At 72.2% G+C, this 23303-nt stretch carries 20 protein-coding genes and 1 pseudogene; 3 read left to right on the forward strand and 18 right to left on the reverse strand.

Annotated features, from left to right (window positions below; translation table 11 throughout):
- Position 1 precedes the first annotated feature (1 nt).
- The 4 genes from ACFPCY_RS33145 to ACFPCY_RS33160 form a co-directional block, all read right to left on the reverse strand.
- Complete coding sequence (locus ACFPCY_RS33145) at positions 2–775, reverse strand: ABC transporter ATP-binding protein (protein WP_378261852.1); 774 nt, start codon at positions 773–775, stop codon at positions 2–4.
- A gap of 978 nt (positions 776–1753) precedes the next feature.
- Positions 1754–1990, reverse strand: coding sequence for a chaplin family protein (locus ACFPCY_RS33150; RefSeq protein ID WP_378261854.1), 237 nt, complete (start codon positions 1988–1990; stop codon positions 1754–1756).
- 166 nt (positions 1991–2156) lie between these two features.
- Entirely contained in the window at positions 2157–2879 is a 723-nt protein-coding gene (locus tag ACFPCY_RS33155) for a response regulator (protein WP_378261856.1), read from the reverse strand.
- 164 nt (positions 2880–3043) lie between these two features.
- Positions 3044–4234, reverse strand: a complete 1191-nt coding sequence (locus ACFPCY_RS33160; RefSeq protein WP_378261858.1) for a sensor histidine kinase — start codon at positions 4232–4234, stop codon at positions 3044–3046.
- Positions 4235–4723: 489 nt separating this feature from the next.
- Between ACFPCY_RS33160 and ACFPCY_RS33165 the strand changes: the two genes are divergently transcribed.
- A complete protein-coding gene (locus ACFPCY_RS33165) occupies positions 4724–5863 on the forward strand; it encodes an SAM-dependent methyltransferase (protein ID WP_378261860.1) in 1140 nt (379 codons plus the stop codon).
- On the opposite strand, the gene ACFPCY_RS33170 is transcribed toward ACFPCY_RS33165, so the two are convergent.
- The 3 genes from ACFPCY_RS33170 to ACFPCY_RS33180 form a co-directional block, all read right to left on the reverse strand.
- Positions 5821–7029 carry a cytochrome P450 gene (locus ACFPCY_RS33170; RefSeq protein WP_378261862.1) on the reverse strand — a complete coding sequence of 403 codons (1209 nt, stop codon included), beginning with the start codon at positions 7027–7029 and terminating at the stop codon, positions 5821–5823. The two genes, ACFPCY_RS33165 and ACFPCY_RS33170, sit on opposite strands and share 43 nt — an antisense overlap.
- Before the next feature lie 285 nt (positions 7030–7314).
- The gene (locus ACFPCY_RS33175) at positions 7315–8772 is read right to left on the reverse strand and encodes a PH domain-containing protein (RefSeq protein ID WP_378261864.1); all 1458 of its coding nucleotides are present in this window, start codon (positions 8770–8772) and stop codon (positions 7315–7317) included.
- A gap of 464 nt (positions 8773–9236) precedes the next feature.
- The gene (locus ACFPCY_RS33180) at positions 9237–9764 is read right to left on the reverse strand and encodes a PH domain-containing protein (protein WP_378262076.1); all 528 of its coding nucleotides are present in this window, start codon (positions 9762–9764) and stop codon (positions 9237–9239) included.
- Between the two features lie 789 nt (positions 9765–10553).
- Between ACFPCY_RS33180 and ACFPCY_RS33185 the strand changes: the two genes are divergently transcribed.
- Positions 10554–11711: an NADH-quinone oxidoreductase subunit D gene (locus tag ACFPCY_RS33185; protein WP_378261866.1), complete on the forward strand. Its 1158-nt coding sequence runs from the start codon at positions 10554–10556 to the stop codon at positions 11709–11711.
- A gap of 46 nt (positions 11712–11757) precedes the next feature.
- Here the strand turns inward: ACFPCY_RS33185 and ACFPCY_RS33190 are convergent, their stop codons facing one another.
- From ACFPCY_RS33190 to dacB, 11 genes and pseudogenes are all read right to left on the reverse strand, one after another.
- Positions 11758–12216 (reverse strand): DUF3180 domain-containing protein, encoded by a 459-nt coding sequence (locus ACFPCY_RS33190; protein ID WP_378261868.1) that lies wholly within the window; start codon positions 12214–12216, stop codon positions 11758–11760.
- A 17-nt stretch (positions 12217–12233) separates the two neighbouring features.
- Complete coding sequence (gene folK, locus ACFPCY_RS33195; RefSeq protein WP_378261870.1) at positions 12234–12833, reverse strand: 2-amino-4-hydroxy-6-hydroxymethyldihydropteridine diphosphokinase; 600 nt, start codon at positions 12831–12833, stop codon at positions 12234–12236.
- Positions 12830–13195, reverse strand: a complete 366-nt coding sequence (folB, locus tag ACFPCY_RS33200; RefSeq protein WP_378261872.1) for a dihydroneopterin aldolase — start codon at positions 13193–13195, stop codon at positions 12830–12832. The genes folK and folB overlap by 4 nt, the downstream gene beginning before the upstream one ends.
- Positions 13192–13626, reverse strand: a complete 435-nt coding sequence (locus ACFPCY_RS33205; RefSeq protein WP_378261874.1) for a nuclear transport factor 2 family protein — start codon at positions 13624–13626, stop codon at positions 13192–13194. Before ACFPCY_RS33205 ends, folB begins: the two co-directional genes overlap by 4 nt.
- Positions 13627–13883: 257 nt before the next feature.
- Positions 13884–14720 (reverse strand): annotated as a pseudogene (gene folP, locus ACFPCY_RS33210) (dihydropteroate synthase); the annotation flags it as partial.
- Between the two features lie 165 nt (positions 14721–14885).
- Positions 14886–15476 carry a GTP cyclohydrolase I FolE gene (gene folE, locus ACFPCY_RS33215; protein WP_378262078.1) on the reverse strand — a complete coding sequence of 197 codons (591 nt, stop codon included), beginning with the start codon at positions 15474–15476 and terminating at the stop codon, positions 14886–14888.
- Between the two features lie 74 nt (positions 15477–15550).
- On the reverse strand, positions 15551–17572 hold the full coding sequence (gene ftsH, locus ACFPCY_RS33220; protein ID WP_378261876.1) for an ATP-dependent zinc metalloprotease FtsH: 2022 nt from the start codon (positions 17570–17572) through the stop codon (positions 15551–15553).
- Between the two features lie 297 nt (positions 17573–17869).
- Positions 17870–18433 (reverse strand): hypoxanthine phosphoribosyltransferase, encoded by a 564-nt coding sequence (gene hpt, locus ACFPCY_RS33225; protein ID WP_378261878.1) that lies wholly within the window; start codon positions 18431–18433, stop codon positions 17870–17872.
- A 90-nt stretch (positions 18434–18523) separates the two neighbouring features.
- Positions 18524–19519, reverse strand: a complete 996-nt coding sequence (gene tilS, locus ACFPCY_RS33230; protein WP_378261880.1) for a tRNA lysidine(34) synthetase TilS — start codon at positions 19517–19519, stop codon at positions 18524–18526.
- An 85-nt stretch (positions 19520–19604) separates the two neighbouring features.
- Complete coding sequence (locus ACFPCY_RS33235; protein WP_378262080.1) at positions 19605–20720, reverse strand: zinc-dependent metalloprotease; 1116 nt, start codon at positions 20718–20720, stop codon at positions 19605–19607.
- A gap of 466 nt (positions 20721–21186) precedes the next feature.
- Positions 21187–22431 (reverse strand): D-alanyl-D-alanine carboxypeptidase/D-alanyl-D-alanine endopeptidase, encoded by a 1245-nt coding sequence (gene dacB, locus ACFPCY_RS33240; protein WP_378261882.1) that lies wholly within the window; start codon positions 22429–22431, stop codon positions 21187–21189.
- A 367-nt stretch (positions 22432–22798) separates the two neighbouring features.
- Between dacB and ACFPCY_RS33245 the strand changes: the two genes are divergently transcribed.
- Positions 22799–23287 carry an inorganic diphosphatase gene (locus ACFPCY_RS33245; protein ID WP_026414139.1) on the forward strand — a complete coding sequence of 163 codons (489 nt, stop codon included), beginning with the start codon at positions 22799–22801 and terminating at the stop codon, positions 23285–23287.
- Positions 23288–23303: the final 16 nt, after the last annotated feature.

Below are 23303 nucleotides of genomic sequence, written 5' to 3' on the forward strand. Positions count from 1 at the left end.
GTCAGGCCCCCAGGCCCTTGAGGCGGTCGAGGACGGCGTCCGGCGTCGGCCGGTACAGCTCGGTGACGATCTGGCCGTCCCGCAGGAACACCACGCGGTCGGCGTAGGACGCGGCGACCGGGTCGTGGGTGACCATCACGATCGTCTGCCCCATCTCGCGGACGGACGCGCGCAGGAAGCCGAGCACCTCCGCGCCGGACCGCGAGTCGAGGTTGCCGGTCGGCTCGTCCGCGAAGATGACCTCGGGCTGCGAGACCAGCGCGCGGGCGCAGGCCACCCGCTGCTGCTGCCCGCCGGACAGCTCGCTCGGCCGGTGCTTCAGCCGCTCGCGCAGCCCGACCACGTCGATGACCTGGTCGAACCACGGCCGGTGCAGCTTGCGCCCGGCCAGCTCCAGCGGCAGCAGGATGTTCTGCTCGGCCGTCAGCGTCGGCAGCAGGTTGAACGCCTGGAACACGAACCCGATGCGGTCCCGGCGCAGCAGCGTGAGCTGCTTGTCGTTCATCGCGGTCAGCTCGGCGTCGCCGAGCATCACCCGCCCGCCGCTGACCGTGTCCAGCCCGGCCAGGCAGTGCATCAGGGTGGACTTGCCGGACCCGGACGGCCCCATGATCGCGGTGAACGCGCCGCGCGCGAACCCGACGCTGACACCCCGCAGCGCGTGGACGGCGGCGTCCCCCGAGCCGTAGACCTTGCTCACCTCGGCGGCGACGACCGCGGGCGGCTCGGCGGTCCCGCCGCGCTCCGCGGGCGGGTCGGTGAACGTGCTGGTCACTATGGCTCCTTCGGTGGTCTCCAACGTCGGAGTCCACGCTAGGAAGCCGGATCTCGCCTGCCATCGCCCGTGCGTCCACGGTTCGGATCAGCACTTCGGCTGGCTCCCGCCCTCGCGTACGACCAAAGTCGTACCTTCCCGTCACCCCCCGGACCCACCGAACAAAACCAACGACCCCCGCCCCAAAGCGCCCACGCCCGGGCACACGGGCGCGCGGGCGCAAGCAAAGGTGCGCGGGTGCCCAGGCCCACAAGGACACAGACGCACGGACGCGCGAGCACAAGCCCGCAAGGCAAAGGCGCGCGGATGCGCGAGCACAAGCACGCGGGTGCGCGAGCCCAGGTCCGCGAAGCACAGGCGCGCGGGTGCGCGAGCACAGGCCGCGAAGCACAAGCGCGCGGGTGCGCGAGCACAGGCCCGCAAGGCACAAGCACGCGGGTGCGCGAGCACAAGGGTGCGCGAGCACAAGCACGCGGGTGCGCGGGCGCGCGGGGGCACGAGCACAAGCGCCCGGGGGCGCGGGCACAGGCACGCGAAGCACAGGCGCGCGCGGGGCGCGAGCACAAGCGCGCCAGGGCGCGGGTCCGCGAGGCGCAAGCGGCCGCGAGCCGCGGACACAAGCGCGCGGGTGCGCGGGCACAGACCCGCGAAGCACAGGCGCGCCAGGGCGCGGGTCCGCGAGGCGCAAGCGGCCGGGAGCCGCGGGCGCAGGTGTGCGGGTGCGCAGGGGCACAGGTGTGCGGGGGCACAGGTGTGCGGGGGCCCAGGTGTGCGGGGGCCCACGTGTGCGGGGCGGTGCAGCTGTGCGGAGGCGCGGGCGTGCGGGGCCCAGGCACGTGGGGACGTGGGGATGCCGCGAGCCGGGGCGGTGGGGGCGGGTGCGCGGGAGCGCCGGGGTCCTGAAGGGGGGTCCCGGCGCTCACGCGGTCATCTAGTGTGCCGCCCGGGGGCGCTTGGCGCGCGTCCCCGGGCGAGCGGTCAGCGGAAGTCGTTGGCGGCGGCTGCGCTGCCCTGGCAGCCGGCGCCCGCGATCCCGAGGACGGCGACCGCGTTGCCGCAGACGGCGATCGGGACCGAGATCGGAGCGACGACCTGGTTCCCGGAGATCACTCCACCCCCGCCGTTGGTGTGGATGCCGGCGTTCGCGGGGGCGGCCAGAATCGAGCCCGTGACGACGGCGCTGAGTGCGCCGGTGAGTGCGAGCTTCTTGAGCACGGTGGTACCTCCCGTACGTGGGGCCGGGGCCCCGACCTGACAGACACGTCATGCGACGCCGCGACGACCGGCGGCGTCACGTACGGTAGTTATTCAGCTACTGGAGCGTAAGGGAAACCCCAACCAGGCGTCGAGAACGAAAAGTCACCACCGGGTAACCACTTCGTTACTGCAAGTTGTCGCCTTGGCCGCTCTTGACCAGACCTGTCTCATACGCGAACACGACCGCCTGGACCCGGTCGCGCAGCCCGAGCTTCATCAGGATCCGGCCCATGTGCGTCTTCACCGTCGCCTCGGACACGTACAGCCGCTCGGCGATCTCCGCGTTCGACATGCCGCGCGCGACCAGGTGCAGCACCTCGGTCTCCCGCTCGGTGAGCGCGGCGAGCGCCTCGTCGGCCTTCTCCCGGCCGCCGTCCGGCAGGTGCAGCGCGAACCGGTCCAGCAGCCGCTTGGTGGTGCTCGGCGCGACCACCGCGTCCCCGGACCGGACGGCCCGGATCGCCTCCACCAGCTGCGCCGGTCCCGCGTCCTTGAGCAGGAACCCGCTGGCCCCGGCCTTGATCGCGGCGAACGCGTACTCGTCCAGGTCGAACGTGGTCAAGATGATCACCTTCGGCCCGCCCGAACCCACGATCCGCCGGGTCGCCTCGATGCCGTCCATGCGCGGCATCCGCACGTCCATCAGGACGACCTCGACCGGGCTGTCCGCCGGACGCGCGCGCACCGCCTCGACCGCCGCCGCGCCGTCCCCGGCCTCCCCGACGACCTCGATGTCGGGCTGGGCGTCCAGCACCATCGTGAAGCCCGCCCGCACCAGCTCCTGGTCGTCCACCAGAAGCACCCGGATCGGCTCGTCCACCCGTCTCTCCTCACTCACGTCCGCCATCCCCACTCCCCGCGAGGTCACCGGGGACTCCGCGCAGCCGCGCCATCACACCCGACCGCCGCCCAGACGCAGCACCACGCCCCGACCTCCGCCCAGACACCGCACCACGTCCGAACCTCCGCCCAGACGCAGCATGACGTCCCGCTTCCCTCGCGGGCGTGGCGTCACGTCCGGGCCTCCTCGCGGACGGGGATGCGCGCCGTGACCGCGAACCCGCCGCCCGCGCGCGGCCCGGCGTCCACCTCGCCCCCGTAGACGGAGGCGCGCTCGCGCATGCCGACCAGGCCGTGCCCGTGCCCGTCGTTCGGGGCCGCGGCCCCGCGCCCGTCGTCCACGACCGCGACGGTCACCTCGTCGTCACCGTAGTGCAGTGTGATCTTCGCCGAGGCGCGCGGGCCGCCGTGCTTGAGAGCGTTCGTCAGGGCCTCCTGGACGATCCGGTAGATCGCGAGCGCGCGTCCCTGCGACAGCGCGGACGCCGTTCCGGTCCGCTCCAGGGTGACTGGGAGCCCGGCCGTCCGAACCTGTTCGACCAGGTCGTCCAGCTGGTCGAGGCCCGGCTGCGGCGCGTACGCCTCCGCCGCGGACTCGTCCCGCAGGACGCCGAGCAGCCGCCGCATCTCCGCCAGCGCCGTCCGCCCGGTCGTGGCGATCGTCTCCAGGGCCTGCCGGGCCCGGCCGGGATCGGTGTCGATCGCGAACGCGGCGCCGTCCGCCTGGACGACGATCACGCTCACGTTGTGCGCCACCACGTCATGCATCTCGCGCGCGATCCGGGCGCGCTCGGCGTTGCGGGCCATCCGGATCTCGGCGTCCCGCTCGTGCTCCAGCCGCTCCGCGCGCTCCTCGAGTTGCCGCAGGTAGGCACGGCGCGTCCGCATGTGCAGGCCGAGGACCCAGATGCCGAGGATGACCGCGGTGAACGCGACCAGCGGCCCGCGCATCTGCTTGAGGCTGCCCTCCCACTGCTGGTAGGTCTCCAGCACCGCGCCGAGCACGGCGACGCCCAGCGCCGCCAACCCCCACCGGAACGTGGAGTACGCGGTGACGGTGTACAGCCCCATCAGGACGGCCGTGTCCGAGATGATCATCTGGGTGCCGGCCAGCCACTGGACGAAGGCGACCAGCGCGACCACCGCGAACGTCAGCCTCGGCCACCTCCGCCGCCACACCATCGGCAGGAGCAGCCCGGCCGTGAGCAGCAGGTACGTCGGCACGGTGAGGTGGTAGCTGTGTATGCCGTCGTGCAGGACGGCCGGCGCGGAGAGGAACTCCATGAACACGACGGGCAGGACGAACGCGGCGTCCACCAGCGTCCGCCTGGCGCGCCACCACTCCCACAGCCTCCCGACCATGCCGCCAGCGTACGTATCCGCTGGTCAGCCTGGAATCAACCCCAGGTCGGACACGCGCTCCACCCCAGGTAGCGCGCCCCCCGGCCACAAGACCACCCCGGTCCTCCCGCAACGACAAGAGCCCACGCGCAGAAGCCCACCCCCGCAAGGACGCGCGCGGACGCGCGAGGACGGACCGGCACGCACGCCGACGCCCGAGAGCACGCGAGACCGCGCCCAGACGCGCAAGGAAGCGAAGGATGCGCGTGGATGCACTGCGTCGTCGCGACGGTCCGCAAAGACGCATGGGAACGCGAGCACGAGGGGGACGCAAGCAGGCGCTGAAGGACACGCGGGAACGTACGCAGACGCCCGCACGCGCGAGGCACGCCCAAACGCGCGGGGACGCGGGAGGACGCACGGGAGGCGGGAGGATGCGCGGGACGCGCGGGCGGGGCTGGGCGGGGGCCTGGGTGGGGGTCGGCGCGGTAACGTCGGGGTGTGGTGGCGGTGACCTGGACTTCCTGGCGGTCGGCGATGGAGCTGGCGCTCTACGGGGAGGACGGCTTCTACCGGCGCGGCGAGCGGCCCGCCGAGCATTTCCGGACCTCGGTGAGCGCGTCGTCCCGGTTCGCCGCCGCGCTGGCCCGGCTGCTCGGCGAGGTGGACGAGGCGCTGGGCCGCCCTGAGCGGCTCGACGTCGTGGACGTCGGCGCGGGCTGCGCAGGCATCCTGCGGCATCTCCTCACCCACGCCGGTCCCGGCCTGGCCGGACGGCTCCACCCGGTGGCCGTCGAGATCGCGCCACGCCCGGACGACCTTACGGACGCCATCGACTGGCGTTCCGCGCTGCCCGAATCCATCACCGGCCTGGTCATCGCGAACGAGTGGCTCGACAACATCCCCCTGGACGTCGTGGAGCAGACCGACGGCGGCCCCCGGCTCGTCGAGGTCTGCGCGACGTCCGGGACGGAACGCCACGGCCCGCCGCCGTCCGCGCAGGATCTCGACTGGATCGCCACGTGGTGGCCGCTGACCGAACCGGGCAACCGCGCCGAGATCGGCCATCCGCGTTGCATGGCCTGGGCGTCGGTCATCGAACGCCTCGACGCGGGGCTCGCCGTAGCCGTGGACTACGCGCACGTGCGCGCAGCCCGTCCGCTGTACGGGACGCTCACGGGGTACCGCGACGGGGCCACGGTCGCGCCCGTCCCGGACGGCTCGTGCGACATCACCGCACACGTGGCCCTGGACGCCTGCACAGCCGCCGGAGAGCGCGCGGGCGCGGACGCCACCCTCCTGACCACCCAGCGGGACGCGCTGCGCGCTCTGGGCCTCACAGGCGCGCGCCCGCCGATCGATCTCGCCCACCGCGACCCGCGCGAGTACCTCGTCGGCCTCCGAACCGCCGGTGAGGAGGCCGAGCTTCTGGACCCGTCCGGTCTGGGTGGTTTCGGCTGGCTGGCGCAGACGGTCGGGATGCCCCTACCGCCCTCTTTCGCCCAGCTTTCGGCGGACCAGGCCGCCGCCGCTCCGACCGTCGCAGCTCAGAGAGTTGCCGTTGAGAACGACGCGGCTCCGAACGTTGCGACTGAGAGCGCCGCAGCTCAGAGTTCGACGTCGAGGGATTCAAGTCCGCGCAGGACGTAGCCAGGCTTCCACTGCGGCTCGGCCTTCAGCTTCAGCGTCGGAGCGGCTCGCAGGACGGCGCCGAAGGATTCGGCCATTTCGATCCGCGCGAGAGGTGCGCCTAGGCAGTAGTGGATGCCGAGTCCGAAACTGATGTGCGGGTTCGGGTCGCGGCCGAGGTCGAGCTTGTCCGGGTCGTTGAAAACCTCGGGATCGCGGTTCGCGGACGCGAACTGTAGGGCCACCTCGTGCCCGCGCGGGATGGAAACCCCGGCGACCTCGATGTCCTCGAGAACCCAGCGCTCGAACATGGGCGCGGGACCGTCGTAGCGCAGAAGTTCCTCGACGGCGGTCGGGACGAGCGAATGGTCGGCGCGAAGCCGCTCCAGCTCTCCGGGGTTGCGGAACAGCGCCCACCAGCCGTTGCCGGTGGCGTTCACCGTCGCCTCATGTCCGGCGTTCAGCAGCAGGACGCACGTGCCGATCAGCTCGTCCTCGGTGAGGCGGTCCCCCTCGTCCACGACACGGGCGAGCGCCGAGATCAGATCGTCGCGGGGTTCGGCCGCGCGCGCCCGCGCGAGGCCGCGCAGGTAGTCGGAGAACTCGTTCGCCGCCCGGACGGCCCGGTGCTGGACGTCCTCGGACGGGTTCAGCTCGTACATCCCGCAGATGTCCGCCGACCAGGGCCGCAGCAGCCCCCGGTCCTCGACCGGGACGCCGAGCATCTCGGCGATCACGTTCACCGGCAGCGGCTCGGCGAGATCGGCGAGCAGATCGCCGCCTCCGCGCGCGACGAGACCCGCGACCAGATCCTCGGCCAGCCCGCGGATCATCGGCCGCAGCCCCTCGACCATCCGCGCCGTGAACGCCTTGGACACCAGGCGGCGCAGCCGGGTGTGCGTGGGCGGCTCGACGTCCAGCATCCCGGCGCGGATCAGGTCCCAGAACGGCTTCAGGAAGTCCGGCTCGGGCCGCTGCCCGAACTCCTCGTGCGTGCCGACGTGCAGGTAGGAGCGGCCGAGACGGCGATCCCGCAGCAGCGCGTCCACGTCGGCGTAACGCGTGACGACCCACTGGCCGGTCGCCTCGTCATGGAAGACGGGACGCTCCGTCCGCAGCCGCTCGAACACCGGATACGGGTCGGCGACGAACCGCGCCGACCACGGGTCATAGGACAACTCGCTCACGCAGGCACAATACGTCCCGCGTCCCGGTGACCAAGGCAACGACCGCCGCGCCGAGCACCAACGTTGCCAACACCGCAGCCGACACAGCGGCCAACACCGCAGGCAGCACAGCGGCCAACACCCCGCGAGCAACACTGCGGCCAACACCGCGGCCAACACCGCGGCCAACACCGCGGCCAACACCGCGGCCAACACCGCGGGCAGCGCAGCGGGCAGCGCCGAATAGACAGCGTGGTGGGCAGCGCGACGCAGCGTTGCGCCGTCTGCTGGACGCGTAGGCGCGCGTTAGGACGCCGGGGTCTGGCGGGTGGCCCAGTGCGTGGTGTCGCCGGACGCGGCACGGGCGCTGCGGGCGCGCTGCGCCGTCGACTCGACGATCGCACGCGCCTCGCCCAGCTCGCGGTCGGCCGCCGCTACCCGCACCAATCCGGGCGGCGCGTCCACATGGACGGTGCCCAGCTTGAGCAGCCGCTGTACCGGGTTGACCGTGAGGCGGACGCTTTGCGCGCGCGCATGAGCGATCACGTCCGTGCGACGGCACAGCCAGCCGTGCCTGGAGACGAAGATGACGTTGTCGGTTCCCGCGCCGTCCGCCCGGTCCACGGTCATCCCCCGCGCGGACGCAGGGATCAGCGGAACGCTGTCGACGTTCGTCCCGGGGAAGACGAGCGAAACGAGGTGCACGGCGACCTGCCTGGGCGCGGCCGGAAGCAGCGTGGACGAGAGCGCCTGCCGCTCGCCCGCGTACCCGGCGACGGTGACGTCCAGCCTCGCCCAGCCCAGGCCGCGCCAGATGGACGGCTCGACCACGCCGACCGCCTGGACCCGTCCCGGCGGGACGGTCTGCATGCGCGTCTCCAGCAGCCCGTACCGCAGGCGGATGCCGTCCGGGGACACCGCGACCGTGAAGTTCGCGTACATCACCATCGGCGCGATCACCGCGCGGATCAGGCCGAGCAGCGCCGGGAGCGCCACCGCCAGCATCCCCGCCTCCTGGAAGGCGATCAGGAACACCAGCGAGAAGATCAGCAGCAGGAACGTCGCGATCACCGGCAGCCGGAGCATCAGCCCGGCCAGCAGCGTCCCGAACGGCACCCGGTAGACGGGCCGCTCGGGCGCCTCCGGCGTGTGGCCGGGCAGCCCGGCCGCGAGCGCGAGCAGCTCGGCGCGCAGGTCCTGCGCGGCGCGGTGGCCGAGGTACCGGAACGCGATCTCGCTCTGCTCGCCGCCGGCGAGCTCCACCCGCACCTCGGCGAGCGAGAACACCCGCGTGACCAGCGGGCGGACGACGTCGATCGCCTGGATCCGGGACAGCGGGATCCGCCGGACGCGCCGCCTCAGCAGCCCGTTCTGGACGACCAGGTCGTCCCCCTCGACCCAGAACCGCAGCGCCAGCCAGCCCCACAGCCCCGCCCCGACCGCGACGACGCCCGCGACGAGCGACACGATCAGGAACCGGAGCAGCGCCGTGGGGGTCAGCGCGAGCGACGCGCCGTTCTGCGTCCGCGTGATCAGCACCGGGAAGCCGAGCAGCACGAAGTAGATGACCATGATCACGAACGCGCGGAGCGGCGCGGTCGCCCAGTGCAGCCGGTGCGTCCCCACCGAGAACCGCACGGGCGGCGGGGGCGGAGGCGGAGGCGGCGCGTACCCGTAGGGCGGCATCGGATACGGCGGACGCCCCGGATACCCCGGCGGCGGCCCGTAAGGCGGCCGTCCCCCATAGGGAGGCCGCGGATACATGGGTCCCGTGTAAATCGGCGGCGCACCGTACCCGGGCCGAGGCGGCCCATACGGCACCTGTCCCGGATAGGGCTGCTGGGCGCCGTACGGCGGAATGAACGTGGGCCGAGGCCGTCCGTCCGGCGGCGCGAACTGAGGCCCCTGCCCCGCCGCCCCATAAGGCGCCTGTCCATCCGGCTGCGAAAGCCGCCCGTCCCCTTGCGACGGTTGCCCGCCGCCGTGCGACGGTTGCCCGCCGCCCTGCGGAGCCTGCACGCGCCCCTGCGGGGCCTGTGCGCCGCCCTGCGACGGTTGCGCGCCCTCGCGCGGAGGCTGCGCGCCACTCTGCGATGGCGGAGGCGAGCTGTTCGGCGGCTGAAATCCCGTAGCCGCCGCGGCCTCCCGATCGCCGTTGGACGGCTGGGGAGTCGGAGCGGCACCGGGGGCCTGCTGGTCGCCGTTGGCGGGCTGGTCCTGGGGTCCGGTCACAGGCCCATGCTCCGTTCCTCGCCCTTGCGGGCGAGCCGGTCGCGGAGCTGGGCGGCCTCGGCGGCGGGGAGGCCGGGGATCTCGGCGTCGGTCGCGGCGGCGGCCGTGTGCAGCCGGACGGTCGCGATGCCCATCCAGCGCTCCAGCAGGCCCGCCGTGACGTCCACGAACTGCATGCGGCCGTACGGGACGACGATCAGGCGGCGGACGAACACGCCGCTCGTCACGATCAGGTCGTCACCGCGCTCGGCGTACCCGTGCGACCGGTAGGCCAGCTCGACCACGACCCAGGACGCGACGAGCACCGCGAGCACGGCGGCGACCCAGAGCAGCGCCGCGACCGTCCCGCCGCCGCGCCAGAGCAGGAACGCCCCGACCGCGGCCACCGGGATCGCGCGCAGCAGCGCGACGATCCGCCGGTGCCACGGATAGCGCGAGGAGATCCGGGACCACGCGAGGCCCCCGCCCGGCTCGAAGGCGTCCGCCGCCGGATACCCGGCCGCGCCCTCCTGCTGTTCCGCCACCGGATACAACGCGGCACCTCCGGCACCATTCGAAGGCCGCCCACCCTGAGGAAGCCCGCCGTACGCGTTCTCGCCCGCCGGTCCGTGCGGGACGGGCGGAGCGCTCTGCATCTGCCGCGCGGACGGCACGTGCGGCGCGCCCGGCGATCCGGACGGCGCATCATGCGCATTCTGCGCGGGCAACACATTCTGCCCGCTTCGCGCCCCTGCCGAGGACGCCGTCTCCGGACCGTCCGGCACGACCGGCGCAGCAGCCTCGGAGGCGGACGCCGGACCGGCCGGTTCGCCGGATCTCGGCTCTTCGGGGTGACTTGGGTTCATTACCCCCTAGTCAACCGGAAAGGACCGTCCCCCCGCGAGCCCTCGACGGCCCGCACACCCACCCTCAACGCCACGCACGCCTAGCCCCGACGGCCCGCCCCAAGCCGCAGCCGACCGCCCGCAACGCCCCACACGTCCGCCCGCGACGGCACGTCCAAGCGCGCAAGCCCGCCATCGCGGCACGCAGGTCCGCCCTAGGCAGCACCCACGACTGGCCCGACAGCACGCGCGGCCCCGCTCAACACCACGCCCGCCTGGCCTCGACGGCAAGAGCCAAGTCGCGGACGTCCGCTTCGTCACCACACACGTCCGCCCTCGACGGCGCGATGACCGCTTTGGGCGGCGCGGACGGCCGCCGTCGACGGCACGCAGGTCCGCTTGGGCGGCTCGCGCGGTGGGGCTCGGCGGCGCGGGGGATGTCGGCGGCGGCGCGGACGGTTCCGGCGCGCGGGGCCGGGCCGTGGCACGATGAGGGACGTGACCACGCAGAGGACCGTCGGGATCGGGGCGGGCGCCAAGGAGCTGGCCACCGAGGACATGATCCTCAACATCGGCCCGCAGCATCCGTCCACGCACGGGGTGCTCCGGCTCCGGCTGACCCTGGACGGCGAGCGCATCGTCGCCGCCGAGCCCGTCGTCGGGTACATGCACCGCGGCGCGGAGAAGCTGTTCGAGGTCCGGGATTTCCGGCAGATCATCGTGCTGGCGAACCGGCACGACTGGCTGTCGGCGTTCTCGTCCGAGCTCGGCGTCGTGCTCGCCGTGGAGCGGATGCTGGGCATGGAGGTGCCCGAGCGCGCGGTCTGGGCGCGGACGCTGCTCGCCGAGCTCAACCGCGTCCTCAACCACCTGATGTTCCTCGGCTCCTACCCGCTCGAAGTGGGCGCGATCACGCCGATCTTCTACGCGTTCCGCGAGCGCGAGACGCTGCAGCGCGTGATGGAGGAGGTCTCCGGCGGGCGCATGCACTACATGTTCAACCGCGTCGGCGGCCTGAAGGACGAGCTCCCCGCCGGATGGACGGCCCGAGCCCGCACGGCCGTCGCGGAGGTCCGGGCGCGGATGTCCGACCTCGCCGACCTGATCATGGGCAACGAGATCTTCCGCGCCCGGACCCGCGGCGTCGGGACGCTCACCCGCGAGCAGATCCTGCAGTACGGCGTCTCCGGGCCGATCGCGCGCGCCTCCGGCGTGGACTTCGACCTGCGCCGGGACGAGCCGTACCTCGCCTACGGCGACCTGCCCGTCCGCGTCGTGACCCGCGCCGAGGGCGACAGCCTGGCCCGCTTCGAGTGCCTGCTCGACCAGGCGTACGCCTCGCTCGACCTCGCCGATGCCTGTCTCGACCGCCTGGCCGACCTGCCACCGGGCCCGATCAACCAGCGGCTGCCGAAGGTCCTGAAGGTCCCGGAGGGACACACCTACGCCTGGACGGAGAACCCGCTCGGCCTCAACGGCTACTTCCTCGTCTCGCGCGGCGAGAAGACGCCCTGGCGCCTGAAGCTGCGCTCCGCGTCCTTCAACAACATCCAGGTGCTCGCCGAACTCCTGCCGGGCTGCCTGGTGGCGGACATGATCGCGATCCTGGGCTCGATGTTCTTCGTCGTGGGCGACATCGACAAGTGACGCCCGCCCCCACCCGGAATTCCGGAAAGGACGGGATCCGGGTGGGTCAGGCCCGGGAGGCGCCGCGGTGGCGGTGCTCCTCGTCCGGGTCCTTGGGGACGCGGCAGGCGTATTCGAGGAAGTACGCCGCGCCGACCAGGACGAGGGCGGCGAGGAAGGTGCCGCCGCTGACGAAGAAGTCCTGGCGCGGGGTGGACTTGTCCAGGTTGTCGCCGAGGCTGAGCGCGAAGCCCCCGAAGATGCCGCCGAGGACGGCGGCGGCGTGGGCGCTCGCCTTGCCGAGCGCGGCCATCCGGGCGGCGACGATCGGCTCGACCGGTTTGAGGTCGCTGCCCGGCTTGCGGCGGATGCGGCGGAACAGGTTGACGCCGGTGAACCCCTCGCCGAGGGCGAGCAGCAGCAGCGTCGGGACGGCCGTCCACGGCAGCGGCGGCAGCGACAGGTAGGCGGCGCGCAGCACCACCCAGGTGATCGCCGCGGGGACGATCACCAGGATGGCGAGCACACCGGGACGGGACGGTCTCATGCAGGCGGCTGCAGGCTCAGGTCGTCACGGCGGCGGACCGCGCCGGGGCCGCCCGCGCGGACCGCGTCCGCGGCGAGGTCGCCCACCCGGCCGTGGCCGGGCAGCAGCACGTCCGGCTCGATGTCGGCCCACGGCACCAGCACGAACGCCCGCTGGTGCGCGCGCGGGTGCGGGAGGGTGAGGTCCGGCTCGTCCATCTGGACGTCGCCGAAGATCACGATGTCGATGTCCAGCGTGCGCGGCCCCCACCGGACCTCGCGGACGCGCCGCATCGAGTTCTCGATGTTCAGCACCCGCTCCAGCAGGTTCTCCGGAGGCAGCCGGGTGTCGGCGACCAGCACGATGTTCAGGTAGTCGCCCTGCTCCGGGAGCTGCTCACCGGGCGGCGCGAACGGCGTGGTCTCGTACACCGGGGACAGCGCCACGTAGTCGAGCCCGGGCGCGTCGAACAGCGCGTCGACGGCCTCCTGGATGTTGTCGAGCCGGTCGCCGAGATTGCTGCCCAGCGAGAAGACGACGCGGTGGGAGACGAGCAGGTGGCCGCCCGTGGCGGTCCGGTCGGGCATCTGGTCCGGCTTGTGGTCGGACGCTGTCATGGGCGACTCCTCCTGATCCTCACGGCGACGTCCGTGAAGGGGTGCGGCACCGGAGCGGCTGGCTTGTGCACGGTGACGTCGGCCTCGGCGACGTTCGGGTCCTCCAGACAGATCTTCGCGAGCCGGTCGGCGAGCGTTTCGATCAGGTTGACGGGCTCCCCTTCGACGACGGCGACCAACCTGCTCGCGAGCGATCCGTAGTCGACGGTACGCGAGAGGTCGTCGCCCTCGGCGGCCGGGCGGGTGTCCAGCCCGAGCGCGACGTCCACCACGAACTCCTGCCCCAGCTCGCGCTCGGCGGGCAGGCATCCGTGCCGGCCGCGGGCCCGCAGCCCGCGCAGTTCGATGCGGTCCAGGCTCATTCTTCCTCTGTGGTGCTCAGGATGGGTGAACCGTGGTGGAGCAGCAGCCGCCACCCCGCGCCGTCTCGGATGAACACCTTGCTCGCGACGATGCTCCCCCCGGCGAGGAACCCCGTCTCGGTGTCCTCGTCGGCGGTGAGGACGTTCTCCTTGCACGTCACCACGGCATGGTCGCCGTAAACGTCGATCTCCACGTCGGTCAGCACGAACTGGATGTAGGCGGTGTTCGCCATGATCAACGCCCAGGAGCGCAGGACCTCTTCCCGGCCGCGCAGCATGGGCCAGCCCGGATGCACGCACACCAGCGACGCGGCGTGCGGCCCGTCCGCCCACACCCGGCCCATCTGGTCCAGGTCACCGACCTCGAACGCCGTGTAGAACTCGGCGTTCGCCTCCTCGACCGCCTTCACGGCCCGCGCGTCCCCGCTCACCCGCGCCCCGCGTCCTGCTCGGTCTCCCCGCCCGCACCCTCTTCGCCCCGCCCAGCGGCGACGTCGCCAGAATGAGCGCCAGCGGCGGGCACGTCTCCAGCGCGGGCGCCAGCGCTGGGCACGCCGCCAGAGTGAGCGCCGGCGGTGGGCACATCGCCAGCGCGGGCGCCGGCCGCGGGGACGTCGCCAGAGTGAGCGCCGGCGGTGGGCACACCGCCAGCGCGGGCGCCGACCGCGGGGGCGTCGCCAGAGTGGGCGCTGATGGCGGCGGCCATGCGGACGGCGTCGGCGTTGGCGCGGACGCGGTGGACGCGGATGCACCAGGCGCCGGCCGCGGCGGCGAGGGCGGTGATCGCGACCGTGGCGTCGTCGCGCTCGCGGACCGGGCGGGGCGTGCCGTCCGGGGCGGCGAGGGCGCGGCCGACGAAGCGTTTGCGGGACGCGCCGAACAGCACCGGGTAGCCGGTGCCGACGAGCGCGTCCATGTGCGCGAGCAGCGCCCAGTCGTGCTCGGCGTTCTTGGCGAAGCCGAGCCCGGGGTCGAGCACGACCATGGACGGGTCGACGCCCTCGGCGAGCACCGCGTCCACCCGGCGCAGCAGCTCCTCGCGGACCTCGGCCACCACGTCGCCGTAGACGGCTCGGTCGTTCATGTCGGCGCTGTGGCCGCGCCAGTGCATCACCACGTACGGCACGCGCGCCTGCGCGACCAGGTGGGTCATCGCGGGGTCGGCGAGGCCCCCGCTGACGTCGTTGACCAGCCGCGCGCCGGCCTCCACCGCGGCCTCGGCCACGTCGGCGCGCATGGTGTCGACGCTGACCGGGACGCCCGCCTCCGCGAGCGCCGAGATCACCGGGATGACCCGGCGAAGCTCCTCCTCGCCCGAGACGCGCTGCGCGCCCGGCCGGGTGGACTCGCCCCCGACGTCCACCACGTCCGCGCCCTCGGCGACCAGGTCCAGCCCGTGCCGGATCGCCTTGTCGGCGTCGAACCAGTCGCCACCGTCCGAGAACGAATCGGGTGTGACGTTGACCACACCCATGACGAGACATCGCCCTGGCGCGGGCAGCCCCGGAACGACGGCACTGGTCATGTCTCCAACCCTATGCCCTCCCCCGGACACTCCCCGACCTCCGCCCCAACCTGTGGATAACACGCGAACGCCCGGTGTCCCCGAAGGGACACCGGGCGTTCACCGGAACGAACAGAACCTCACGAGCGACCCGGCAGAGGCCAAGCCGGCACCGGGGAACGGAGGTCAGGCCAGGCGGCCGAGGATGAGGCTCATCGCCTCGGAGCGCGTCTGCGCGTACTCGCGGAAGTCGCCCCGGACGGCCGAGGTGACCGTCTTCGCGCCGGGCTTGCGGACGCCGCGCATCGTCATGCACAGGTGCTCGGCCTCGATCACCACGATGACGCCGCGCGGGTCCAGGATGTCCATGATCGCGTCCGCGATCTGGCTGGTCAGCCGCTCCTGCACCTGCGGCCGGCGGGCGTACACGTCCACCAGCCGGGCCAGCTTCGACAGCCCGGTGATCTGGCCGGACTTGTTCGGCGTGTAGCCCACGTGCGCGAGGCCGTGGAACGGCACCAGGTGGTGCTCGCAGGTCGAGTAGACCTCGATGTCCTTGACGAGCACCATCTCGTCGTGGTCGGCCTCGAAGACCTTGTTCAGCGCGTCCTCGGGCTTCTGCCGGAGACCCGCGAACTGCTCGGCGTACGCGCGCGCGACGCGGGCGGGGGTGTCGCGGAGGCCGTCGCGGTCCGGGTCCTCCCCGATCGCGAACAGGATCTCCCGGACGGCCCGCTCGATGCGGGCGCTGTCGAAGTCGGACGCGCGGTCGGCCAGGCCCTCCTCCAGCGGCGACGCGAGGTCGCCGTTGGCGGAGAGCCCGGCGGGGAACTGCTCCTCGGACAAGGCGATCAGCTCTCGCCCTGGTTCGGGTCGGTCGGCTGCGCGACGTTGTCGGCCTGGCCGGACCCCTGGCCGTTGTTCTGCACCAGGTCGTTCGGCACGTCCTGCGGACCCATGAGCGCGAGCTCCTTGGGCGTCAGCACGGGCGGACGGTCCGACGGGAGGCGCTTGCCGTAGCCGGTGTAGGAGTTCTGGTGCGGGCGCTTGGTGATCGGGGCGAAGATGCGCAGCACCTCCTCCTTGGAGAGGGTCTCCTTCTCCATGAGGTTGACGACCAGGTCGTCCAGGACGTCCCGGTACTCGACCAGGATCTCCCAGGCGGTGTCGTGCGCGGTCTCGATGTACCGGCGCACCTCGTCGTCGATCGCGGAGGCGATGTCCTCGGAGTAGTCGCGTTCGTGGCCCACGTCGCGGCCGAGGAAGACCTCGCCCTGGCCGGTGCCGAACTTGCGCGCGCCGAGGCGCTCGCTCATGCCGTACTCGGTCACCATGTTGCGCGCGATCGAGGTGGCCTTCTCGATGTCGTTGGCCGCGCCGGTGGTCGGCTCGTGGAACACCAGCTCCTCGGCCGTCCGGCCGCCCAGCAGCATCGCGAGCTGGTCGGTCATCTCGGACCGGGTGCTGAGGAACTTGTCCTCCATCGGCAGGGTCATCGTGTAGCCGAGGGCGCGCCCGCGCGGGAGGATCGTCACCTTGTGCACGGGGTCGGCGTTCGGCAGCGCGTGCGCCACGAGCGCGTGACCGCCCTCGTGGTAGGCGATGACCTTCTTCTCCTTCTCCGACATGACCCGCGTCTTGCGCTCGGGCCCGGCCATCACGCGGTCGATCGACTCCTCGAGGGTCTCCATGTCGATCAGCTTGCGGTCGAAGCGCGCGGTGAGCAGCGCCGCCTCGTTGATGACGTTGGCCAGGTCGGCGCCGGTGAAGCCGGGGGTGCGGCGGGCGATGACGTCGAGGTCGACGTCCGGGGCGAACGGCTTGCCGCGCCCGTGCACGCGCAGAATGCCCTTGCGGCCCTCGAGGTCGGGACGGTCGACGGTGACCTGGCGGTCGAAGCGGCCCGGACGCAGCAGCGCCGGGTCGAGGATGTCGGGACGGTTCGTCGCGGCGATCAGGATGACGCCGCCCTTGACGTCGAAGCCGTCCATCTCGACGAGCAGCTGGTTCAGCGTCTGCTCGCGCTCGTCGTGGCCGCCGCCGAGGCCCGCGCCGCGGTGCCGGCCGACGGCGTCGATCTCGTCGATGAAGATGATGGACGGGGCGTTCGCCTTCGCCTGCTCGAACAGGTCGCGCACGCGCGAGGCGCCGACGCCGACGAACATCTCGACGAAGTCGGAACCGGAGATCGAGTAGAACGGCACGCCCGCCTCGCCCGCGACGGCGCGCGCGAGGAGCGTCTTGCCGGTGCCGGGCGGGCCGAACAGCAGCACGCCCTTGGGGATCTTCGCGCCGATGGCCTGGAACTTGGCCGGGTTCTGCAGGAAGTCCTTGATCTCGGTGAGCTCCTCCAGGGCCTCGTCGGCCCCGGCGACGTCCGCGAACGTGGTCTTCGGCGTGTCCTTGGTGATCAGCTTCGCCTTGGACTTGCCGAAGTTCATCACCCGGCTGCCGCCGCCCTGCATCTGGTTCATGATGAACAGGAAGATCAGCACGATGACGACGATGGGCAGCAGGCTGAACAGCAGGTTCAGGATGAAGCTCTGCTTGGGGACGTCGACGGTGTAACCGCCGCTCAGCGAGCCGGCGTCGGCCTGCTTCTGCAGCATGTTCTGGAGCTGGAGGCCCTGGCCGTCCACCCAGGAGGCCTGCTGGCGCTTGTCACCGTCCTTGAGGGTGACCTCGATCCGCTGGTCCTTGTCAATGATCTTGGCGGACTTCACCTGCCCCGCGTTGATCTCCTGGACCACCTTGGAGGTGTCGACCTTCTCGAACGAGCGGCCGGGGTTGACGCCCCACATGACCAGGGCGACCAAGAGGCAGAACAGCAGGATCCACAGCAGCGGCCCGCGAAAATAGCGCTTCACGTCCATTTATCCGGTAACCCCTCCGGGCCCCGTCCCTCCTGACATTGCGATCCTCGCCCGTTCCCGCGGGGACGGGCGCCCTCGCGAACCGGCTCCGAGCCGGGCGGGCGCCTCGCCGAAGCGGGACCCGCCGGTGCGGCCACCCTCAGAACTCTCCCATGCCCGAAGGCCCGGGACACTGACGGTACACCGCGAAACACAGAGGACGCAGCCAGCGCCGATCCCCTGATCCATTCGATATACCCGTCAACAGAGTTTGCAACGTTCCGCGCGGGCCGGTTGTTCCAAGCCGTCCGCAGCGGGTCAGGACCCGGTGCCTCCGTAGACGTGCGGGGCCAGAGTTCCCACGAACGGAAGGTTCCGGTACTTCTCGGCGTAATCCAGCCCGTACCCGACGACGAACTCGTTCGGAATGTCGAAGCCGAGGTAACGGCAGTCGATCTCGGTGCGGACCGCCTCCGGCTTGCGCAGCAGCGCGCAGATCTCCAGCGACGCCGGCCCGCGCGAGCGCAGGTTGCTGATCAGCCAGGAGAGCGTCAGCCCCGAGTCGATGATGTCCTCGACGATCAGCACGTGCCGGTCGAGGATGTCGGTGTCGAGGTCCTTCAGGATCCGCACCACGCCGGACGACTTGGTGCCCGAGCCGTAGGACGAGACCGCCATCCAGTCCATCGAGGCGGGCGTGTGCAGCGCGCGCGCCAGGTCGGCCATGATCATGACCGCGCCCTTGAGCACGCCCACGAGCAGCAGGTCCTTGCCCGCGTAGTCGGCGTCGATCTGCGCGGCCAGCTCCCTGACCTTGGCCTGGAGGTCGTCCTCCGGGATCAGCACCTTGGAAAGGTCGGCGCCCAGGTCCTTCTCGTCCACTACCCCACCCTCATCGAGACGGTCAGCGTGCGTGCGCGCGCGTGAGCGACGTGCCGGTACGCCCTGTGACGACGCGCGCACGGCGCGGCGTCACGGTCGGCCGAACAGCAGCCTGCCACACCGCCGGTACGCCCGGATCCCCCCCGGGAGATCGACGTGCAGTTGCCCGCGCCAGCCCGTGACCAGCCGATCCACGTCATCGACGTGCACGGCCGCGAGCGTACCCGCTGGACTGCCCGCCTCGATCGCCGCGGTGCGCAGGACGCGCGTGCGCACCGCCTTCGGCAGCCCCTCGAGCACCTCGACGGACAAGCCCCCTTCCGACGCGGACGCCCCATCGCGGGCGCGCGTGAGAGCGTCCTCGGCGAAGGCGTCGAGCGCGTCGGCGTCGTCCCGGAGAAGACGGGCCGTGCGCGCGAGAGCCTCCGAGACGCCGGGCCCGAGCGTGCGTTGCAGAGCGGGCAGGGCCTCGCGCCTGACGCGCACGCGCGTGTAGGACGGGTCGTCGTTGTGCGGGTCGTCCCACGGTTTCAGGCCGAGCGCCTCACACGCGCGCTGAGTAGTGGCACGATCCAGGTCGAGCAAAGGCCGTTCGTAGCGAACATCACTCCGCACGAAGGACGGCGGCATTCCGGCCAGGGAACGCGCCCCGGAGCCACGCGCCAGACCGAGCAGCACCGTCTCGGCCTGGTCGTCACGCGTGTGGCCGAGCAAGACCGCGGACGCGCGCAACCTCCGCGCCGTCCGGCCGAGCGCCTCGTACCGGGCGACGCGCGCCGCGTTCTCGGGGCCGCCCTCGGTGCCCACCTCCACCGCCACCGAACCCGCCGGATCGAGCCCCAGCGACGCCATGACCCGGACGACCCGCTCGGCGTGCTCGTCCGAGCCGTCCTGCAGGCCGTGGTCCACCGTCACGCCGCCCGCCGGACGCCCCGAACGCGGAGCCTCGAACGCGAGCGCCGCCGCGAGCGCGAGCGAATCGGCGCCACCGCTGCACGCCACCAGTGTCATCGCACCCGGCGGGAGACCGGCGAGCGCGCGCCGCACCGCCAGCCGCACCGCCGCCACCGCCGGATCAGGGCCCATGTGCCAACCAGTACCACGCCCCTCCGACGTTTCCGCTCGGGACGACCGCCGTCCACCGAACGCTCGGGACGACCGCTGGGGGCGGTCAGGCCTCGCTGGCCTCCGGCGGGGGCGCGTCCAGCACGGGCGGATCGAGGACGCGGTTCATCCACAGGGCCGGTTCTTTGATCTCGGCGTGCGTCGGCAGCGTCTCCGGCGACTCCCAGACCCGGTTGAACTGGTCCATCCCCACCTCGGTCACGACCCGCCGGACGAACCGGGAGCCTTCCGCATACTGCTTCATCTTCAGGTCGATGCCGAGCAGCCGCCGGATCGTCCGGTCCAGGCGGGAACCGCCCTCGCGGCGGCCCTGGAACCGGTCCCGGATCTGCCGGACCGACGGCACGACCTCGGGCCCGACCGCGTCCATCACGTAGTCGCCGTGCCCCTCGACCAGCGTCATCACGGCGGTGAGGCGGTCGAGGATCTCGCGCTGCCCGGGCGTCTGGATCGCGTCGATGAGGTTCCCCTCGCCTCCGCGCACCGCGTCGGCTACGGCTTCGGCGGCGTCCCGGAGCCGGTCCAGCATCGCGCCGGGATCGAGGTCGGAGGCGAGGAGGAACTCGGTCATCTGGTCCTGCACGTACGCGCGCAGCCAGGGGACGCCGGTGAACTGGGCGCGGTGCGTCTCCTCGTGGAGGCACACCCAGAGCCGGAAGTCCCGCTTGTCCACATCCAGCTCCTGCTCGACGTAGACGATGTTGGGCGCGACCAGGGTGAGCCGTCCGGTGGGGGCCGCGCCCGAGGGGTCCGGCGGCAGGAACAGTTCGTACTGCCCGAGCACCCGCCCCGCCATGTACGCCAGGATCGCGCCCACCTGCATCCCTGTGACGCGCGAGCCGAACGCCTGCACGACCGTGCCGCCGGGGCCGCCGCCGAGCAGCCCGGGGCCGCGCTTCTCCGCCATGCGTTCCATCAGCGGTTCGAGGACGACGCGGAACCCGTCCACGTTCGCCTTGATCCAGCCGGGACGGTCCACGATCGTCGCGGGAGCGGGATCGTCCTCGATCGGAAGGCCCGTGAAATCCCTCACGTGCCCGTGCGCGATGGGCGACAGCTCGCGCAGCTGGGCCACCACGTCGCGGGCCTCGGCGGGCTCAACCTGCGGACCGGGCCGGACGAGCCGGGTCCCGGTCTGCACCGCGACGTTCCAGTCAATCATTGAGGCGCTCATGTCCACCCACCGTACGTTCGCGATCCGGCGCCGGAGCGCCCTGCACGTCCGTTCAACGAACAGCCGTTCTGGTTATCTCCCCACCCCACGACCGCATAAGCGCGCCCCCAACCCGCTCCCAAACCCGGTCATGAAACCGGCCCACACCAAAGGCGCGACCGCAGCCCGCCCCCTTCTCCACCCCCGCCCGAGCAAGCGCAGAAGCCCCGCAAGCGCGGACACAGGGAGCACCTACGCGGCAGCGCAGGAAGCGTGCACGCGGAGCGCGCACGCGGCGAACGCAGGGGACGCGCACGGCAGGTGCAGGGGCGCGTACGCCCGGACGCAGAGGGCTCCTACACGGCGGGCACAGGGAGCGCGCACGCGGCGAACGCAGGCGGCGTCCAGGCAGCGGTGCAGAGGAAGGCGTACGCGCGGGCGCAGGGGGGACGCGTCGGGGCGGTGTGGGGGCGGGTTAGCAGCCGCAGCCGGCGAGGATGGCGGCGAGCTGGTCGAGCTTGCTCGGGTCCACGGAGGTCTTGCCGTCGCCGGCCATGAAGGCGAAGGCGAGCAGGCGTCCGTCGGCGTCGGTGGCGAGCCCCGCGAGGGTGTTGACCCCGGACAGCGTGCCGGTCTTGGCGCGGATCACGCCCGCGCCTCCGGAGCTGGCGGGGGTCGTGTAGCGCGGTGGGGCGAGGGTCCCGGTGAATCCGGCCACGGGCATTCCGGTGATGGCCGCGCGCAGGTCCGGACGCTGCGGGGACGCGGCGAGCGCGGCCAGACGCGCGAGCGCGAGAGGCGTGATGCGGTTGCGCGTGGACAGGCCGCTGCCGTCCGAGACGTCCACGCCGTCGGTGATGCCGAGGCTCGCGAGGGTCTCGCGGACGGCGCGCGCACCGCCCTCGAAGGACGGCGGCAGGCCCTTCTTCATCGCGACCTGCCGCGCCATGGCCTCGGCCACGTCATTGTCGCTCTCGGTCATGGCGTGCTCGATGAGCGCGGAGATCGGAGGCGATTGCACGGCTCCGAGCTGCTGCGCGCCCGAAGCGGCGGTGTTGCGGCGTCCCGCCTTGGCCGAGACGCCGAAACGGCCGAGCAGCCGCGCGAACGTCTGGATCGCCGCGACCGGAGGATCGGTGACGCGCGGCTGCGCGTGCGCGCCCGGTCCGCCGACGCGTCCTTCGTCGACGGTCAGGGCCGTCATGGGCGCGACCTCGCCGTCCGGAAGGTAGTTGGGCTTCCAGCCTGGGGCGGTACGCGGCCCCTGGTAAGCGGACGCGTCGTAGTCGACCCGCACCTGCCGTACGCCCGCGCGCGTGAGGGCACCCGCCGTCTGCCGGGCCAGATCCACCAGCGACGCGTACGTCGGACGGCCCGTACCCGCCTTCTGCGGTTGCGCCGTAAGCGTCGGGTCGCCGCCGCCTACGAGCACGACGCTTCCGTCTGCCGCGCGGACCGTCCGGGTGGTGATCCGGTGCTGCGGCCCGAGCGCCGCGAGCGCGGCCACGGACGTGGCGAGTTTGGTCGTGGACGCCGGAGTCGCGGCCTTGTCGGCGCGCTGTGCGAACAGCGGCCGCCGGGTCACCGCGTCGATCACCACGGCGTTGATCTTGGGGCCGGGCTGGTTCAGCACCGCCGACAGCCGCGCGGCCAGCGTGGCCGGGTTGGGAGCCCGGGCCGCGCCGGGGTCGGCCGCCAGCAGGCCCGCCGAGGTCGGCACCGCTTCGTGCGCCGCGACCGAGGGGGGTTGCGGAGACAGATGCCTCGGAGGTGTGAGTTTCACCACTGCAAGGGCCGCGACCACTGCGAAAACATTGAGCAGGGCCAGTGTGCCCAAGGCGAGCGTCCGCGCACGTGTCACTACAGGGACGCCCCTCCCCAACTCAGCACTCACCAACGTGCGACATCCTTATAGTTGCGTCCTCGCCCGCGCGCGAGGACGCGCGCCACGATATAAGGGGCTGCGATCCTCGCCGCCCTCCCGCCAGGGATCGGGCGAGCGAATCTGGGGAGACCCGGCCGTACGGCCTTCGCCGCCACGGCAGGTACAGACTATGACCGCGACCACGCGGAAAGCGGAGGACATCTTGGAATTCGACGTCACCATCGAGATTCCGCGGGGCAGCCGGAACAAGTACGAGGTGGACCACGAGTCGGGCCGCATCCGGCTCGACCGCATGCTGTTCACCTCGACGCAGTACCCGGCCGACTACGGCTTCATCGAGGACACCCTCGGCGAGGACGGCGACCCGCTGGACGCCCTGGTCATCCTGCAGGAGCCGACCTTCCCGGGCTGCCTGATCAAGTGCCGCGCGGTGGGCATGTTCCGGATGACGGACGAGGCCGGCGGCGACGACAAGGTGCTGTGCGTCCCGTCGACCGACCCGCGCATGGAGCACCTGCGCGACATCCACCACGTGCCGGAGTTCGACCGCCTGGAGATCCAGCACTTCTTCGAGGTCTACAAGGACCTGGAGCCCGGCAAGTCCGTCGAGGGCGCGAACTGGGTCGGCCGTGTCGAGGCCGAGGTCGAGGTCGAGCGCTCCCGCAAGCGTTTCGCCGACCTGGGTCACTGACCTGCGGGAACGGCGG

Origin of the sequence: Actinomadura gamaensis, assembly GCF_042652125.1 — a bacterium.
In the GTDB taxonomy this organism is placed as follows: Bacteria; Actinomycetota; Actinomycetes; order Streptosporangiales; family Streptosporangiaceae; genus Spirillospora; species Spirillospora gamaensis.